This window comes from Anaerobiospirillum sp. NML120449 (assembly GCF_023051105.1).
Lineage (GTDB): Bacteria > Pseudomonadota > Gammaproteobacteria > Enterobacterales > Succinivibrionaceae > Anaerobiospirillum.
This window is the reverse complement of the sequence record NZ_JALKIL010000036.1, coordinates 1-15,616: the sequence shown is the minus strand read 5'-3', so window position 1 is coordinate 15,616 and position 15,616 is coordinate 1. Positions and strand designations below refer to the sequence as shown.

10 protein-coding genes are annotated in these 15,616 nt (G+C 49.2%); 7 read left to right on the top strand and 3 right to left on the bottom strand.

What is annotated here, in order from left to right; all coding sequences use genetic code 11:
- Positions 1-26 precede the first annotated feature (26 nt).
- Positions 27-1,469, bottom strand: coding sequence for an MATE family efflux transporter (locus MXE41_RS09990; protein WP_246977227.1), 1,443 nt, complete (start codon positions 1,467-1,469; stop codon positions 27-29).
- 2,637 nt (positions 1,470-4,106) lie between these two features.
- Between MXE41_RS09990 and MXE41_RS09985 the strand changes: the two genes are divergently transcribed.
- The 5 genes from MXE41_RS09985 (at position 4,107) to phoU (ending at position 9,866) form a co-directional block, all read left to right on the top strand.
- Positions 4,107-4,982 (top strand): phosphate ABC transporter substrate-binding protein, encoded by an 876-nt coding sequence (locus MXE41_RS09985; protein WP_247074042.1) that lies wholly within the window; start codon positions 4,107-4,109, stop codon positions 4,980-4,982.
- A 432-nt stretch (positions 4,983-5,414) separates the two neighbouring features.
- On the top strand, positions 5,415-6,290 hold the full coding sequence (gene pstC / locus MXE41_RS09980) for a phosphate ABC transporter permease subunit PstC (RefSeq protein ID WP_247074044.1): 876 nt from the start codon (positions 5,415-5,417) through the stop codon (positions 6,288-6,290).
- Between the two features lie 210 nt (positions 6,291-6,500).
- Positions 6,501-7,454: a phosphate ABC transporter permease PstA gene (pstA, locus tag MXE41_RS09975; protein ID WP_246977230.1), complete on the top strand. Its 954-nt coding sequence runs from the start codon at positions 6,501-6,503 to the stop codon at positions 7,452-7,454.
- Positions 7,455-7,829: 375 nt separating this feature from the next.
- The gene (gene pstB, locus MXE41_RS09970) at positions 7,830-8,615 is read left to right on the top strand and encodes a phosphate ABC transporter ATP-binding protein PstB (RefSeq protein WP_246977231.1); all 786 of its coding nucleotides are present in this window, start codon (positions 7,830-7,832) and stop codon (positions 8,613-8,615) included.
- 573 nt (positions 8,616-9,188) lie between these two features.
- Positions 9,189-9,866 (top strand): phosphate signaling complex protein PhoU, encoded by a 678-nt coding sequence (gene phoU / locus MXE41_RS09965; RefSeq protein ID WP_247100379.1) that lies wholly within the window; start codon positions 9,189-9,191, stop codon positions 9,864-9,866.
- A 778-nt stretch (positions 9,867-10,644) separates the two neighbouring features.
- On the opposite strand, the gene MXE41_RS09960 is transcribed toward phoU, so the two are convergent.
- Both MXE41_RS09960 and MXE41_RS09955 read right to left on the bottom strand, forming a co-directional pair.
- Positions 10,645-11,553 carry a flagellin gene (locus MXE41_RS09960; protein ID WP_247100378.1) on the bottom strand — a complete coding sequence of 303 codons (909 nt, stop codon included), beginning with the start codon at positions 11,551-11,553 and terminating at the stop codon, positions 10,645-10,647.
- Positions 11,554-12,176: 623 nt separating this feature from the next.
- Positions 12,177-13,100 (bottom strand): flagellin, encoded by a 924-nt coding sequence (locus MXE41_RS09955; RefSeq protein WP_247100377.1) that lies wholly within the window; start codon positions 13,098-13,100, stop codon positions 12,177-12,179.
- 512 nt (positions 13,101-13,612) lie between these two features.
- Between MXE41_RS09955 and MXE41_RS09950 the strand changes: the two genes are divergently transcribed.
- Positions 13,613-15,415, top strand: coding sequence for a transposase (locus tag MXE41_RS09950; RefSeq protein ID WP_247100376.1), 1,803 nt, complete (start codon positions 13,613-13,615; stop codon positions 15,413-15,415).
- 16 nt (positions 15,416-15,431) lie between these two features.
- A partial coding sequence (locus MXE41_RS09945) for a hypothetical protein (protein WP_247100375.1) occupies positions 15,432-15,616 on the top strand: 185 nt, incomplete at its 3' end.

Genomic DNA, 15,616 nt, shown 5'->3' with positions numbered 1-15,616 from the left:
GCAGGGCAGCATGCCTGGTGGAGCTGTTATTTCATGACTGGATCGGTCATATGGAAGGTGTGCGGCAGCTTCTTGCGGCTAAAAAGATAAATAATGCGTGAGACGTAGAGCACGCAGCCGCAGGTAAGCGCGCTGATAAAGCCTATCCAGAAGCCCTGTGCTCCCAGCTCTTCAGGCCAGGCATAGCCAAAGGCCAGCAGGGCGCCCAGAGGCAGACCGGCTACCCAGTAAATTGCCAGAGTAATAATGAAAATGGTTCTGGTGTCCTTAAAGCCTCGTACTACACCAGAGGCTACAGTCATTATGTTTTCAGGCAGCAGGTAGACAAGGCAGAACATCAGCAGGGTAATACCAAGGTTTACTACCTCAGGATCATTACTGTACAGGGATACTATTTGCTCTCTGAAAGCCAGCAGCACCGAAAAGTAGCCTGCATAGAGCATAAGGCCCAGCACAATGGCGGCGCGGGCGGCCTGACGGGCACGCTGCCAGTGACCAGCCCCCAGAGCTGCACCGGTGCGTATGGCCACTGCTGACGCAAGTGACAGCGGAATCATGTAGATAACGCCCGAGACATTCATGGCAATGGTATGGCCTGATACGGTTACAGCGCCAAATGACGCAAGGAAGAGCGCTACCAGGGAAAAACATGTCATCTCAATGGTGGTAGACAGTGCAAGGGGTACGGACAGGGCCAGATAGTTCTTTATCTGATGCCAGCTTACCGGGTAGGTACGTCCGTAAATACGGGTGCTGGCAAAGCGTGGAGCCCGGCGCACGTAAAAGTACATGAGGATGACAGTAATGTAGACCGTAGCTGTTGTGGCTACACCACAGCCAATACCGCCCAGTTCAGGCGCGCCGAACTTGCCGAAAATAAAGATGTAGTTGAGCGGGATATTAATAAAGAGAGCAAAAAATCCAAAGACCGATGATGGAACTGTAACTCCCAGTCCCTCCCAGTAATTTCTCATCAGGGCAAAGAGGGCAAAGCCCGGAACACCTGCAGCTGTGGAAATCAGATACCATCGTCCTATGTACATCATCTGCTCATCGGCATCAGTAAGCAGGTCAAAGAGCAGAGGCATAAGACTGGTGCCCACGGCCACAATAAATGAGGCGGTCAGCACCACCACAGTGGCAAGCCATACCTGAACCGGTATCTTGTCGAAGTCACCTGATCCGCGCAGATGGGCTACGGTTGGCTGAACAATCAGAGCAAGGCCAATAACAAAAAGAGCAGCCGGCCAGAAGAAGGACGCGCCAATAGCCACACCTGCAAGGTGCACTGAGCCTGCATAACCGGCCATGATGGTATCAACCACACCTGTTGCTGTAGTGGCAATCATGCCCAGGAAAACAGGGCCAAAAAGCTTGAGGGTATCTTTTATCTCATCTTTAAGAGGCGGCACACAGTCATGCTCTGGCACTGTGTCAGCTGCGCCATGAATCTGTTCGTTATTGGACATGGACTAATCCTGTTTTACTGAGGACAGGCGGCGGCAAATGCCACCGTGGCTGGCAATACTCCCAGGTATAAATGCACAGGCCTGAGATTGCCGCCTTATGCCTGACTTTCAGGCTTCTTTTTATCTTTATGACCGGACGTCTTACTGTTGCTGGTCATTGAGACCAGCGGCCGGGAATATATGCGTCCGTATGCATGACTGTACTCGGCTTTGAACCGGGCGTCTTACGCCTTTCCGCCATATTTATGCTTCCACGGGTATTGCCAGGTCTGATATCTGTCATTGCAGCATCATCCTTGGCTGCTCGCAGTATCGTGCTCGAGCCTATAGTGACTGAGCACTGTTCTTACCGTGCAGCAGCAGCTTTAGTATGCAGCTGAGGCTTCAGTACTGGAAAGCTGGCAGCTTATGCGGCTGGACTGTCTTTGCTCGTAGTGCCGGGCGACGGTCTGATTATGTCTGTGGGCATGTGCATTATCTGGACATATGATGCCGTCCACTCATCAATATCGCTGGCTGCAGTGCCAGCACTTATGGGCGTTGAGCCTCATAAGGTCATGATGCATGTGGCGCAAAGCGTGCGCAGTATCAGGTTCCTGAGCTTGACCATCATGGATGGACAGGCCGGACATAAAGCAGCTGAGCCCTGAACGGTACTGCGCCGGACTTCCCGGAGCAGTGAGCAAAGTTCTGCCGGTTATTATTAAAGGGTATTTTCAGGTAGGCAGGAGCCGGGCTGTCACCATGGAGCAATTAACAGGTAACACTACCGGGCCACGGGGCGGGAATACTTATCACTCTGCCTGAAATTCGTATCTTGCACTGAGATGACAGGCAAGTGCCTGATCATCTGTACTCTTTGCTGCACAGGCTGTCTGAAGACAGAGCACTTATCCTATGCAGCTGTGGAGCTGTAATAGAGGCAGGCAGTGGCCTTGCCTTGCGGTGCATTATCTTCAATACAGTTGCGTATATACGCAGGTGGAACAGAGAGTCGGCTGCTGTTGAGCCCTAGCCCATGGGCAGCCAGCTGTACATTGTTCCTACGAATAACAGGAAGTAGTAGATAGCCATAATGTTATGGATCGGTATTCAATAAGTGACTGGTCAGATAATACGGCAGATGGTAAAGGCTGATACTGCCGCAGGACCTGAGCGGTCCGTGAGGATAAGCTGACTGTCTGCACTTAGAGCATACAGCAGCTGACTGACCTTTATGGATGAGTGGCCCTATCATATACCAGAGGCAGGAAAAAGGCTATCTACTCACTGCAGGGTAGAGACAACGACAGAAAGCGATATATATCATATTTATATCCGTGACTGTAAATCGCAATACCCTGCACGCAAATACAGTCAGGGCCCGCATGATCGTGCGCCTGAACTTGCAAGACACACCCCCGGCATATGCCAGTGAACCAGCCTGACGCACATCCATGTATATGCCAGTGAGCCAGCCAGATAAACATCCACACATATGCCTTTGGCATGCCGGAGAGACATGGGGGTATATGGCTGTGAGCATGCCGGACATAAATCCATGCGTATGCATGTGGGGCATGGGTGCGTTCAGGCTGTTGTGATTAGCATGGACAGCCGATCTGGTCATCATTACATCTTATTTGGTGGCACTGTGCATCAGATCGCAAGCAAAGAGCGTCACAAGGAAAGAAGTGGTCCGGGCAACAGGGCATAGAGCCTGGCAGTCTTCATCAGGATCACGAACGAGAGTGCAAGTGTTACGAGCATGCCCGGATGGACTGTCTGCCGACAGCATGCTTATTCTTCTCTGTGCAAAGAGGTTCTGATTCAGAGCACTATCCATTGCCCGGGCCATGTAAAAGACTGTATATGTATAACCATAGGCTGTGAACGGGGCGGGCGCCTGCACAGTTGTAAGGATCTGCGCTCTGTGACTGGATCATGAACGTCGTCTGTGCCTGTGCCTGCAGGGAGTATGTGTATGCATGTTGGCAGGTAACCGGCAGGGAACGAAAGCTCATAAGTGTCGGGTACGCATGCAGAGTCTTTTTCAGGCTTAGGGGAGGGGCTGAGCTGTGTGAGGCAGGCACCATCAACATCGGCCATGACAATATTGAGATCTGATGCCGGGGAAAGTGACCTTGCTATATAAAGCTAAAGGTCTGGGCATGGTGTTACCAGCTCCACTGCTATATGTATGTGGCAAAGCATGAAGCTTAGTGCGGGTATACATGGCGGTAAGGCACAGCTATGACTTCATATGGATCCTGATCCCTGAGCGGGCGGGATTATTAATAATGGGATAACAGGTAATGCTCAGGGGTTAGATGCAGTTTGGCGGTAAGTGTACGTATATTGGTCTGGCTGAAGTGTTTTTGCGGAGTATATGGCGCCGGTGACGGACTAATAGATAAATATTTTCCAAAAATTACAGGGGCGGGCGTTGTTTTAACAATTCTTTAACAATAAAAGCCTGAGGGCCACAGCCATGGGAAATACGCGATAAATATGGCCTTACTGGGATCCTGGTGTATTTTGGGTGATGGGGTGTAGGTTTTCTGTGAAAAAGGCCTGTTTATCAAGCTTACAGCAGGGCGGAGGGCAAAGTGTGAGGATGGTCAAAAAATAGCGGGGTATTTTACAGCCTTTTAACAATTGGGCTTTTTTTATTTAACTTTTGATTTCTACCATAAGCGCATCAAAACCAAGGAGAGTGTTTCCATGAAATTCAACAAGTTATTTGCCGCCCTTTCTGCCAGTGCCATGTTAGCCGCCGCCGCTTTAGCTCCTGCTCACGCTGCCGGCTCTGTTTCCACTGACGGTTCCACTTCCATGGAGTATCTGATTGGTGCTCTGGGTGAGTCCTTCACTGAGAAGAACAAGGACATCAAGTTCACCTACAGCCCAACCGGTTCTGGTGCCGGCATCGCCGCTGCAGCTGAAGGCCGTACCGACATTGGTCTGGCTTCCCGTGGTTTAAAGGGTGATGAGACCAAGACCCTGGATGCTCACGTTGTTGCCCTGGACGGCATCGTAGTTGTTGTTAACCCTAAGAACCCTGTTTCTGACCTCACCCTCGAGCAGATCAAGGACGTTTATACCGGCAAGGTAACCAACTGGAAGCAGGTTGGTGGTGAGGATCACCCAATCGTTCTGATCGGCCGTGAAGCCGGTTCCGGTACCCGTGACGGCTTTGAGACCGTAACTGACACCAAGGATTCCTGCAAGTACCGTCAGGAACTGACCTCCACCGGTGACGTTATGACCACTGTTTCCAAGAACGTTAACGCTGTAGGTTACGCCTCCCTGTCCGCTGTCAGCAAGAAGATTAAGACTGTTTCCGTTGGTGGTGTAGTTGCCAGCGAAGCTACCATCAAGGACGGTTCCTACAAGTTACAGCGTCCATTCTTAATGGTTACCAAGAAGGGTGTCGAGCAGACTGATGCCGTCAAGTCCTTCCTCAAGTACGCTCTGTCACCTGAGGCCTCCGAAATCGTAAAGATGACCGGTGTTGTTCCAGTAGCTGAGTAATAAGCAACTGTAACTTATCTGCCCGGCGGCAGGCTGGTGACAGCCCGGGCAGGAGATAAGGACAGAATAAAGATACAAAAGTGTTCTGTCTCATACTCAGGCCGCACAGTATGCAGCATATGCTGCGCAGCTCTCCTGGGGCCGTCCGTGTCCGACGGCCCTGGAAGGAGATTAAAGACATCACAGGCTGTACTGCTCACGATTAAGACAGTCAACTGCGATGAGGACATCACGGATAACAGAATCCTGTCAGCCACAGGCTGTCGGGACATACCTGGGCCCTGTGTTAATCCGGCTCAGGAGGTTTGTAATCAGACCATGACACCCCGGAGTACTGCATAAGAGCAGTTGCTGTTCTGGGGCGTATCTGCGCAAAGCGCATCGGGCAGCAATGTTTATCTGCCTGAAAACCAGATTGAACTTTTAGCCGAAATGATCAGAACAAAATCCTCCCGCTGGGACATTGAAGAGGCAGCACGCTATTTCTTCCTGTGCTTTGGCCTTATCAACATTGCTCTCGTAATCCTCATCAGTATTTACCTTATCATTGCCGGTCTTCCAGCCATTGCTGAAGTAGGCCTGTACGATTTCCTTTTTGGCGATACCTGGGCTTCTACAGCCGCTGAGCCAAAGTTCGGTATTCTGCCATTCATCCTTACCTCTTTTTACGGCACCGGTGGTGCTATCGTCCTGGGTCTTCCTCTGGGCTTTTTCTGCGCCGTATACCTTGCCAAGATTGCCCCCCGCTCCATTGCCAGTTCTGTAGAACCTTTAATCGATCTGCTGGCCGGTATCCCATCCGTAGTTTACGGTTTTATCGGTATGCTGGTGCTGGTTCCATTCGTTCAGCGCGTGTTCAACCTGCCTGACGGTGCCAGCCTCCTGGCAGCTATCCTGGTGCTGACCATCATGATTCTGCCATCCATCATCAAGGTCTCCATCACTGCCTTACGTGCAGTTCCTGAAGAGTACGAGCTTGGTTCTCTGGCCCTTGGTGCCAACAAGATTGAAACCGTTTTCCGTGTCAGCGTAGTAGCTGCCAAGAGCGGCATCGCCTCAGCAGTTGTTCTGGGCGTAGGTCGTGCCATTGGTGAGGCTATGGCCGTTATGATGGTTGCCGGTAACGTTCCTAACATGCCATCGATTTTCGAGTCCGTACGCTTCCTGACCACTGCCGTGGCATCAGAAATGTCCTATGCTTCAGGTCTGCAGCGTGACGCTCTGTTCTCTATTGCTCTGGTACTGTTCATCTTCATCATGATGATCAATGCCACCCTTAACATGATTCTCAAGAAAGGCCAGAAGTAAGAGCCCGAGAGTCTGTAACGGCCGGGCAGTGACAACATACCAGCTGCCCGATACCAGATTTACTGTCTCCCTGTCACAGACAGGCCAGCAAAAAGCATTAATTCCGGCCCGGTAACAAGATCAGATACAAACGAAAAACTCCCGTAAGGGGCTCAGCGCCGGAAGTCTGAACACCTGTGATTCAGGGGAACACATACTGTGAATAATAAAATGTCTGACACTACTGTTTCCATGTCCGCCTCTTCAGGCAGTAAGAGCTCAGCTAAGAGCCAGTTCCAGACCGGAGCCGTGTTTGCTCCATCCCGTAATGCCTTCCAGCGCAAGATGTACGCTTCTTTGATGAAAGGAATGATGTACCTGTGCACCGGCCTTACCGTATCGCTGGTTTTCTTCCTTATTGGCTACATTCTCATCGAGTCAATTCCACATTTTTCCTGGCAGATCATCTCCACCAAGCCAAGCTATCTGACCCGTTCCATTGGTGTGCTGCCTGATATTCTCAACACCGTTTACATCATTGTAGCCGCCCTGGTACTGGTACTGCCTTTAGGTGTAGGAGCTGCTATCTACTTAAATGAGTATGCCACCTCACGCCGTCTCGTAAATGTCATCGAATATGCCATTGAGACCCTGGCAGGTATTCCATCCATTATCTATGGTCTGGTAGGTATGCTTATTTTCTGTCAGTTCTTCGGTCTGCAGACCTCTCTGCTTGCTGGTGCTCTGACCCTGGTAATCATGACTCTGCCAACCATCATCCGTACCACTCAGGAGAGCCTCAAGACTGTTCCATCCGGTTACCGTGAAGGTGCTTTTGGTCTTGGTGCTGCCAAGTTCCGTGTTATCAAGACTGTTGTTCTGCCTTGCTGCGTAGACGGTATCGTAACCGGCTGTATTCTGGCTGTAGGCCGTATGATGGGTGAGTCCGCTGCTCTGCTGTTCACCGCCGGCTTTGCCCACACCTTAAACGGCTTTATCGATGGTCTGGCCAACTCCGGTTCCACCCTGACTGTAGCTCTGTATGTTTACGCCAAGGAGCAGGGTGAGTTCGAGGTTGCTTTCGTAATCGCCGCTATCCTGCTGATTATGAGCTTCATCATCAACCTCATGGCATCCACCATGGGAGCACGTCTCAAGCGCCGCGCTGGCAAGGCCCGCGTCTAGGACACCATGATGCAGCCCACAGCTGCAACAGGCGCCTGCACAGCCTGGCGCCTCGCAAGATGCCTTAACTGAATACATCTTAACAATACTCAGACATAAGAGAGAGGGTATGGTGCCGCCCTGAGGGCACTGATTGAACTGTTTCCTTAACGCAAAGAATTACATGGCCTCAGGCCACAGCTGCTCAGGCATTTCATGCCGCTGCCACTAAAGAACAGAGAATCACTGGCAGTAAAGGACCAGCAGTGACAGTGACTGTAATACTGTTACTGGTCTTACCCAGCCGGTTAAGACCGGCTATGTGAACATGGTATGAGCCGGCCTGGCAAAGAGCTTACGGCAGCTGATAAAAGCCCATGAGGCAGGAATACAAAAATGAGCGAGATCAATACTGTATCTGACAACCTGGTTTTCAACGTCAGCAACTTCAACCTCTGGTATGGCAATGGCGATCACCACGCCCTCAAGGACATCAACATGCAGATTAAGTCCAATGCCATTACCGCATTCATTGGCCCATCCGGCTGCGGCAAGTCCACCTTCATCAAGACTCTTAACCGCATGAATGACCTGGTTGAAGGTGTTACCACTACCGGTTCCATTGAGTATCAGGGTCAGGAAATTCTCGACAAGTCCATCGATGTATCTGCTCTGCGCAAGGAAGTAGGCATGGTATTCCAGAAGCCAAATCCTTTCCCAATGAGCATTTACGACAATATTGCCTATGGTCCACGTACTCACGGTGTCAAAAACCGCAGTGAGCTTGACGAGATTGTTGAGACCAGCTTAAGACAGGCCGCCATTTTCGATGAGGTCAAGGATCGTCTCAAGACCTCTGCTCTTGGTCTTTCCGGTGGTCAGCAGCAGCGTCTGTGCATTGCCCGCGCTCTGGCCGTACAGCCAAAGGTACTTCTGATGGACGAGCCAACCTCCGCTCTGGATCCTATTTCCACTTCCAAGATTGAGGACCTGGCTGTTGAGCTCAAGGACAAGTACACCATCATCATGGTTACCCACAACATGCAGCAGGCTGTTCGTATCTCCGATGACACTGCTTTCTTCCTGCTGGGCGATCTGGTTGAGTTCAACAATACTGATGAGCTCTTCTCCAAGCCTCAGGACAAGCGTACCGAAGAGTACATCACTGGCCGTTTCGGTTAACAGACCTGCCCGTCATCATATTCCTGCGGCTGTGGTGGCACCACAGGACTGCTACAGCCCAGGCTTTTACGCCGCTTTGCTGCCAGACTGGCACATAGCAGTGTGAAAACAGTGCTATGAACATCAATGCCGACGACTGTGCCTGAATCATCAGGCATTTTGCCGGTAACAAGGTAGATACATGCACTGTCCAACAATGGCTGCAGGCTCTGCTTTATGGGATAGAGGGCAGAGGCGGCCATCGAGGACATGATGACGGATCAGGCTTACTGACATTTGCAAAACCAACGAACTGCGGCCGCGTGTGCTCCTTACAGCGCGCGCACACCATGCACCGCGCGATAAGCGATCACCGTACGCACTGTGCGACGCATACGGCACTGCGTGCCCCATGCACCACACCGACAAGTGCGCCTTAACGCTCGGTATGCCTGACAGAACAACAACCTGGACAGGCAGAGGCAAAGCATTGCCCCCACGCATTTATGAGCTTTACGGCGTTGCGTTTACAGCATATGTCAGCAAACTTTATCAGGCCTGTTTTACCTGCAGAACAAGTATAGGGATAATTCCATGCGTGAACTTTACAACCACCAGCTGCGCAACCTGTGTGACGAAATTGAGTCCATGGGTAAACTGTGCGACAACGCTCTGAACGATGCCATCAAGGCTCTGCAGCAGGGCGATCAGGAGCTGGCCCGCAGCATTTATCAGTCCGATTTCGTGATCGATCAGAAAGAGCGTGAGATTGAAAACCTCTGTCTGAGCATCATCCTTCATCAGCAGCCTATTGCCTCTGATCTGCGTCTGGTCAGTGCCTCCTTAAAGCTCATTACTGATCTGGAGCGTATTGGCGATCAGGCCGGTGACATTGCTGAAATTGTCATGAACCTCGACTACACTGAAAAAAGCAACTTCAAGCTTATCGAGGACATGGCCTTAGCCGCACGTGCCATGGTTAATGACGCTATCAAAGCTTTTGTAACTCAGGATCTGGCACTTGCAAATCAGGTCATCGAACGCGATGACATAGTTGATGATTACCTTGTAAAGGCCCGTGATCAGATGGTTTCGCTGATCACTGAGCAGGGGCACTCACCAGTGACCATTGTGGACCTTATCATGATGGCCAAGTACCTGGAGCGTATTGGCGATCATGCTACCAATGTAGCAAACTGGGTGATTTTCCAGCAGACAGGCGAGCATCCGGACAAGAATACCGGTGCTCTGGGAAGCCTGATGCAGGCCTGATTATCCTCAAGCAGGGCGCTGATACATGCCCTGTACATATGCCATAACGCGCATATACGGGCATTACATGCCACAACACGCCATGACATGCCATGTCATGCTCAGCACGTCTGCGCCGGGTCCTTCGCTGTTAATCGGGCTCAGCTGGCCATGAGGAGTCCAGAAAAAGGACTGCCATGCCACAGCCTGTAATTAAGGCCAAAGCCCGCAGTCATGTCCCGGTATGAAAATTACCGGGAAAGGATTAAAAGTATCTGCATAATATTGTTTATCCCGTATTCATGGGATGTGTAATACACACATATTAAAGGCCATTGAAGGCCATGCCGGTTCAACCGTCCGGCAAGATTGCTATAAGTCAGGAACACAGTCCTGATTTCTTTGCCTGAAACAGTGCATCACTGCAAAAAGTTCCATTTATTAAGGAAGTTCAATCGGTGCGGGGGCCACAAACAGTGTGCCCCCATTTTTATGCCCGCAGCCTCCCTGCAACAAATCCCATCCACCACTTCCCGCAGCGCACATCACCAGTGTCCAGAAGCCACCCGCAACCTGACTCATTCTTTCATGCCACCCGCATTTCACGCAGCTGTAGCAGCACTCCCTATACCGATACAGCAAACACATGAATATCCTGTCGAGCCACAACATGGTAAGCGACGCAAAATACACTATAAAACATAATACAGGCTATATCGATTTAAATGGATTTATACGCGAAATAAAAAGGCGGGTGTTAGCCCGCCTCGATGATAAAAGAGAAAGAAATCTGTAAGAATTAACCGCCTAACAGGCTCAGAGCGATAGTTGGACGCTGGTTAGCCTGGGCCAGTACAGTCTGAGAAGCCTGCTGAATAATATTGTTCTGAGTCAGAGCTGCAGTCTCAGAGGCGAAGTCTGTGTCACGAATTCTGCTGCGTGCATCAGACTGATTTTCAGAGATATTTGCCTGATTGCGAATAGTGCTTTCCATTCTATTTTGTAAAGCACCCAGACCGGCACGCTTGGAGTCTACGGCTTGAATCAGAGAGTCAATGTTTTCTAAAAGGTGGGTTGCGCGTGAGGCAGTAGAAATTGTGAACTGCAGATCATTGCCGTTCTTCATAAAGCCTCTGGTCTTTGTTTGTTTTGCTGTAGGAATGCCAGCCTGATCAGCAATGCCGCTTAGAGTAAAAGCATCAGTCCAGTTAAGAGCCAGGGTATTGCCTGCATTAGCGCCTACCTGGAAGCTCAGTTTGCCGTCGGTAGGAATGAGGCCTTTACCCTTGCCTTGTAGAATAGTCTGGCCGGCGAATGTGGTCTGGTTGGCAATACGGGTAATTTCCTGGGAGAGCTGGGTAACCTCTTCCTGCAGAGCCTTACGGTCGGCTTCGGAGTTGGTACCGTTGGCGGACTGTACGGCCAGTACGCGGATACGCTGGAGCATGTTGGTGGTCTCGTCCAGTGCACCTTCAATAGTCTGGGCCAGGGCAATACCATCATTGGTGTTACGGTTACCCTGATTCAGACCATTAATCTGGGAGGTCAGTCGATCGCTGATCTGAAGACCAGCTGCGTCATCCTTTGCTGAGTTGATACGCAGACCAGAGGACAGTCTCTGATATGAGGTATTTAAGCTCAGGGTTGCATTACTGAGCTTTCTTTGCGCGTTGATTGAGCTGACATTCGTATTAACGTACAGGGCCATAACTTTTCTCCTTTATAAAGCAGAAAGATCGACCTTAAAGACAAGGTCGTTTCACTTTCCAAGGCCTGTCTGCCTTGGGAAGTTGAGCAGACCTTTCTATTGATTTAAAGGAGCTGATAGCAACAGCTATGCCATATTATGAATAAATAAGATACGAGACAGCTGAAATACATTGTGCAGGGGATATATATGGACTTTGATGACTGGAGCTGCTTAAGAGATAGAGATGTGTTTGTATATGTTAAACATTGAATCAAATTAAGGTCGTATCTTTGCAGGAACTCAGGCAGTCCCCGCATACCAGTTGGCGGCTTGAGCCACGGTCATAAGCGGCAATCTTATCCTTGTGCAAGTGCTGCTAATTTGAATGTATTGGCGTTAACTTAAGCTTAGAGGTCAGTTTGATTTAGCTGAAAGGTGACTTGGCATAACACTTAACTTGCACTAATGATGTCTGAAATAATGCTCTATAAAACGAACATTAAGCAAGGCATATTTCACACTATGAAGCTGCTTACATAATGCGTTGTAAAACGTTATGGTATGTAATTAGAAGCATGCGGAAATGAAAAAGGCGGGTGTTAGCCCGCCTCGATGATAATAGAGAAAGAAATCTGTAATAATTAACCGCCTAACAGGCTCAGGGCGATAGTTGGACGCTGGTTAGCCTGTGCCAGAACGCTCTGGGAAGCCTGCTGGATAATGTTGTTCTGTGTTAGAGCTGCAGTCTCAGAGGCGAAGTCTGTGTCTCTTATGCGGCTGCGGGCATCAGACTGATTTTCAGAGATATTAGCCTGATTGCGGATGGTGCTCTCCATTCTATTTTGTAAAGCGCCAAGGCCTGCTCGCTTGGAGTCCACTGCCTGAATCATCTTGTCGATGTTCTCAAGAGTCTTGGTAGAGGTGCTGGCAGAAGAAACGGACCAGCGATACTCATGCTGATTATTACCAGCACCATTATTAATTTTAACAAGACCGTTGTTTTTAGCTTCAGCCTGACCAATTTGAGCCTGTTTTGCAAGACCTGACATGGTAAAAGGGTCTGACCAGTTCATCTCCAGGGTATTACCGGCATTGGCGCCTACCTGGAATGTAAGCTTACCATTTTGAGGTATGAGTCCAACTGGGCCATCAAGAACCTTTTCACCAGCAAAGGTAGTCTGGCGGGCAATACGGGAGATTTCAGCTGACAGCTGGGTAACCTCTTCCTGAAGAGCATCACGGTCTTTCTGGGAGTTGGTGCCGTTGGCGGACTGTACGGCCAGTACGCGGATACGCTGGAGCATGTTGGTGGTCTCGTCCAGTGCACCTTCAATTGTCTGGGCCAGGGCGATACCGTCATTGGTGTTACGGTTACCCTGATTAAGACCATTGATCTGAGAGGTCAGACGATCGCTGATCTGAAGACCGGCAGCGTCATCCTTTGCAGAATTGATACGCAGACCAGAGGACAGTCTCTGATATGAGGTGTTTAAGCTCAGGGTTGCATTACTGAGCTTTCTTTGCGCATTAATTGAGCTGACATTCGTATTAACGTACAGGGCCATAACTTTTCTCCTTTATAAAGCAGAAAGATCGACCTTTAAGACAAGGTCGTTTCACTTTCCAAGGCCTGTCTGCCTTGGGAAGTTGAGCAGACCTTTCTATTGTTACCAGATAACATTTAGCAACAGCTATGCCAGACGTTTAAATCATAGTGTATGAAACATGATTGGGGGCCGTGGATATGATGTATAAGCTGTTTTTATGGAAGATCCTGTGAATCTGTATAGATGCATATGCATTTGTTAAACATTCAATCTATTTGATGTTGTTTGTTAACTGAATTTCAGTCTGAGAGTCCGATATTTAAGGCCGCCGTGGTATGGCCGCAAACGGCAATTTATACGTTAGTTTTGCAATTTTAGTACACTAAATCACTCCCTCCTCAATTTTCCCCGTCTTTTATCTCCTTTTCTTAAAAATTTTTCAAAAAATTTTCAAATTGGGCCTGGTTTTCCAAGATCTTCTGTATTATAATGTAGTGTAGTGACTACACTACATTAATTAAGAGGTCAAAATGCTAATTCCTAGAATGGTTGTACCGGTGCCTAATCTACCTGGAAAGATTGTATTTAAGCGCGAGAAAGACAACACCTATGTCCTTCTTCTGGTAGGTCTTGAGCGCTGCAATACTCAGAAGAGAACCCCTAAGCCTGTAAGAAAGTCCATTGGTCGTCTGATTGATAACGATGATCGCACTCTTATGCAGCCTAATGACTACTATGCAGAGCATTTTGGTCTTGACGAAGCGACATACGATTCAAGACTTTCCTCAAGCATTAAGGTGGGGTCTCATGTTGTCATGAAGAATATTGCTGCCCGCGAAGGTATCAGCGATATGCTGAAGAGAGTCTTTGGAGAGAAGATTGCCTGCAGAATCCTTGATGCATCCGCTTTCTTCATCAACAAAGAGAACAGTGCTATGAGCAGGTTCGACGAGTACTCTCGTGAGTTTCCGCTTTTTGGTCCAGCTCAAATGCCTTACAACAGCAGCTTCTTTTCCCGTATGTTTGCGGATATCGAGCTCTCGCAGGTAGATGAGTTTCTGAGAATGTGGAACGAGTCACATGCCTCTGAAGCAGATTCCGAGGTCGTGATCTCTATTGATCATTCAAATAAGAATTCAAAGGCAGGGGATCTTGAGATTCTGGAGTTTGGACATGCCAAAAAGAACATAGGAGCGCCTATTGTCGGCATTGCACTGGCTATGGACAGCAAGAATAAAGTCCCTCTCGACTTTATGCTTTACCAGGGCTCAATCCCAGATGTAAGTCAGGTCCAGGACCTGATAGCCAGACTGCGCTCTTACGGTTACAAGAAGATTACTGTAGTCATGGACAGGGGCTTTTACTCTGAGAACAACATAATTCAGCTTGATGAGGCAGGCTTTGATTTTGTACTCATGGCAAAGGGCAGCAAGCGCTTTGTAAGGGATCTTGTCATCAACAAGTCTGAGGTCAATTATCATCCTGAATACAGAATCAAAAGCTCAGAGAACCCACTATATGGCGCAACTTTCAAGCATGAGCTTTTTGGCAAGGAAAGGTGGGTTCATGTATTTAAGAGCCCAGCTAAAGTGAGCAGTGAGATTTGCAGTATTGAGGATCGAATCAAGAGCCAGAAACAGGCTTTTGACAAGGCTCTTAACACTGTCAAAGAGTTCCCTCCAGAGTATGAGGAGTATTTTGATCTTAACTACTCCAGCAAAGGAGTGTTTCTCGGGGCAAAAGAGAAAGAGGATGTCGTTGCTGACGGCTTTTTACTGGCTGGCCACTTCTGCATCATAACCTCCAGGAAAATGACAGCTGATCAGGCTTATGCCTTCTACAAGGGACGAGACAGCAATGAGAAGATTTTCAGCTCCAGTAAAACCTTTCTTGGTGGAGAGCAGGTGCGAGTTCATTCCGACAAAAGGCTTGTAGGCAAGGAGTTTGTCATGTTTATAGCACTTATCATCAGATGTGCTATCTACTCCGCTCTTGGCAAAACAAGGCTTAGCAGCTCACGTGGACGTAAACCAGTTTGTGTGCCTAAGGCCATAGCACTGCTGAACATGATTACTATTGACTGTATTCTCCACAAGGGCCGCTATTCATGCCTGCGCAAGCTTTCTAAATCTCAGGCCCTGATACTTTCTTGTTTTGGTCTTGACGAGGAGGCTATGAGGGAGGAATGCAGATTGATAGGCGATAAGTATCTTATTGCTCAGCAGGATAAAGAGACCAGTCTGGATCGCATTCTTAAAAACGAGCCTCAGCTTCCGCAGCAGGATGAGATTGATGATCTGGCTGGCGTTACTGGTATTGAGATAGTCGAGTAGTACGGGGGAATGATGTATGCCAAGGGGTAAGAGTATCCAGGTGCTGGACCGCAAGATCGATGAGGCAAATGCAAAGGCTATTCGCCTTAGAAAGAGGCTGGAGGCAACTCTTGAGGAGCTGGAGCAGCTTAACTATGAACGAGATGAGCTTGTTGGGGCTGTTATTGCTAAAGCAATGCGAGGCAGTAGCAGAACTCTTGA